This window comes from Haloferax sp. s1 (assembly GCF_058382125.1).
Genome location: NZ_JBZRPK010000264.1, coordinates 1 through 2,551 on the forward strand (window position 1 = coordinate 1; position 2,551 = coordinate 2,551).

Below are 2,551 nucleotides of genomic sequence, written 5' to 3' on the forward strand. Positions count from 1 at the left end.
CCTTCATCCCGCGGTCGTGGGCGGCTTCGACGAACTGCTCGTAGTCCTCACGAGAGCCCAGGTCCTCCGCGATTGAGTAGAAGTCCACGATGTTGTAGCCGTGCGGCGCGTGGTCGTTCTGGAGAACGGGAGTCAGCCACAGGCAGTCGACGCCGAGCGATTCGAGGTAGTCGAGTCGGTTTTCGAGCGCCTCGAAGGTGTTTTCGACCTCGTCATCGCCGACATCGCCAGACTGCGTCTGGCGGTCCGACGAACCTTTCTCGTCGACACCGGAGGTGTAGCCGCGAACGTAAATTTCGTAGAGCGTTACCTCCTGTGCCCACTTCGGCGGGTCGTTGGGGCGGGCAACGGAGACGCGCTGTCCGCCGGAACCGTCGCTCTTGGCCGTGCTCTCAGTGTCGTTTGTCTCACCCCCGGTAGTTGCACCCTCGTGTTCGGCTTCACCCTCGTGTTCGGCTTCCGCGACGCCGCCGTCGGTGATGGCGTCGCGTTCGACGGTCACAGTGTCTGGGACGCTGTACGTCTCGTCGAGGGCGACGCCGTGGACGCGAAGTCGGTCGCCGATAGCTGAGACGGGGATGCGGAGTTCCCAGCCGTCCGTTTCGACGGCGGACCGATTCACGTCGTCGCGGTCGTCGACGACGAATTCGACGACGAGGTCGTCTCGGTCGGTATCACTATTCGGATTCGGTTGCGGGTCGGCGCGGACGACGACAACGCCGTCCTCGACGGTCGCATCGAGACGAATACGGGGACGGCCGCCGTCACCCCGCTGGGCTTCGCCAGCACCGCTGCCGGAACCGGAGGCACCACCGCTGAACTGAGTTGGCCGGGCGGACCCACTCTGTCCGCTGAATCCACTGAATCCGCTCATACCGCTCTCGCCGCTTCTGACCGACCCAGACGGGAGGTACGAACCGGGGAACACACGAACAGTGAGCGTGTGTGGCCCGTCGGGTGCGTCGAGTTCGAGGACGTAGCTCCCTTCGGCATCGGGAGTAAACTGGACGACAGGAGTGCCTTCTTCGAAGTCGAGGCTGCTCGCGACGGGGGCACTGCGTACGTGCCACTCGTAATCAGCGTCGGGGTTTGGGTTCCGCGGGGCGAGTTGGACGGACTCACCGACGGCCATGAATTGCGGCGGACCTGGGTGATGCATACACTCAATGAACGTGCCGGGAGACTTTGAGTTTACTCCCGTGAGAATACTTGTTTCGTTACGAGACGGCTTCTATCCCGTCACCGTGGAGTCTGTCGAATTCATAGCAGAGAAGAGATAAAAACGGGTGTCCGAGCAGCCAATACTTATGGTTCGGGGCCAACGTCTACCTCTATGCGACTTCGGACCGCGTTAAACGAATACAAACTCGACCGAGGTGGACGCTTTCCAGAAGAGTGTCAAACCTCGGGCGGTGCGTTTTCGGGCCACGGGGACCGGCTTGTTTACGTCGGCCTTGACGGGTCTCTCCGGGACTACTCGTCTGCACTTTCAGGTCTCTATGGTATTGACCGCTCCCGGTTCGGTATCGAGACGAACGGTGAGACACACTGGTTCGACGAACTCGAATCCGTTCGTCAGCACTACTACCGCGAGACGACGCTCGTCGAAACCGAGTACGACGCCGGCGAGTACACCGTCCACCAGTACGACCTGACGCTCGGTCGGGCCCACGTGACGCACGTCGAACTTCGCGGTGCGATTCCAACTGACGCACACCTGACTGCCTTTCTCACCTTTGCTCCAGAGGGGCGAGAGACCCGTGTCGGCCGACTTATCCACGAAGAAGGGGGGCCGAACGGGACGCAGGCGGTCGAGGTGTTCCACAGGAACGAACACGATTACGTCACGGCTTCGACCGGTCTCGACGACGTTCGCGGGCAGATTCCCGAGCGGTTCGACGAGATTCTCTCCGATGACACGTTCGACTTCCCACGAGAGGCCGTTTTGGACCGGTACGAAGACACCCATTTGTCCGGCGATGTCGTCGTCAGCGCCCCGCTCGAACAGGAAGGTCGGGCCGCACGGACGACGCTCGTCACTCAGCTATCAGACCACGGCGAGATGGCTCGCTCGGAGGCGCTCGCAGACCTGCAACACTGCTCGGTCCAGCACGCCACGGCTGACGCGCTTCGCTCCGCCGCTCGCGAACAAGCGGAAGTGTTCGTTCCAGACGAGACGCCGCGCGAACGCATCGTTCGAGCCGACCTCCGTGCCCTCTCACTCCTGACTGCGCCGAGCGGCGCTCGCATCGCTGGCCCTGAGTTCGACCCGTTTTACGCCCACTCCGGCGGGTACGGCTACACGTGGTTCCGCGACGACGCCGAGATTTCGCTGGCGCTCGCGCGCGCGGACGATGAGTTCTCACTCACCCTTGGCGACCGACTTTCGACGAGCGCCGAGTTCTACTGCGATACGCAACTCCACGACGGCACGTGGCCCCACCGCGTCTGGGCTGTCGACGGGAGCATCGCACCCGGCTGGGCACACGGCCGCGTCGAGGGCACAGGCGACGAGGAGTATCAAGCAGACCAGACGGCAAGCGTCGTGGCG

At 62.9% G+C, this 2,551-nt stretch carries 2 protein-coding genes; one reads left to right on the top strand and one right to left on the bottom strand.

Going from position 1 to position 2,551, the window contains the following annotated elements; translation table 11 throughout:
• The coding region (locus QT222_RS02585) for an alpha-amylase family glycosyl hydrolase (protein ID WP_491476207.1) at positions 1-1,132 on the bottom strand (1,132 nt) is incomplete at its 3' end.
• Between the two features lie 201 nt (positions 1,133-1,333).
• On the opposite strand from QT222_RS02585, the gene QT222_RS02590 reads away from it, so the two are divergent.
• On the top strand, positions 1,334-2,551 hold a 1,218-nt coding region (locus QT222_RS02590), incomplete at its 3' end, for a DUF7997 domain-containing protein (protein WP_491476206.1).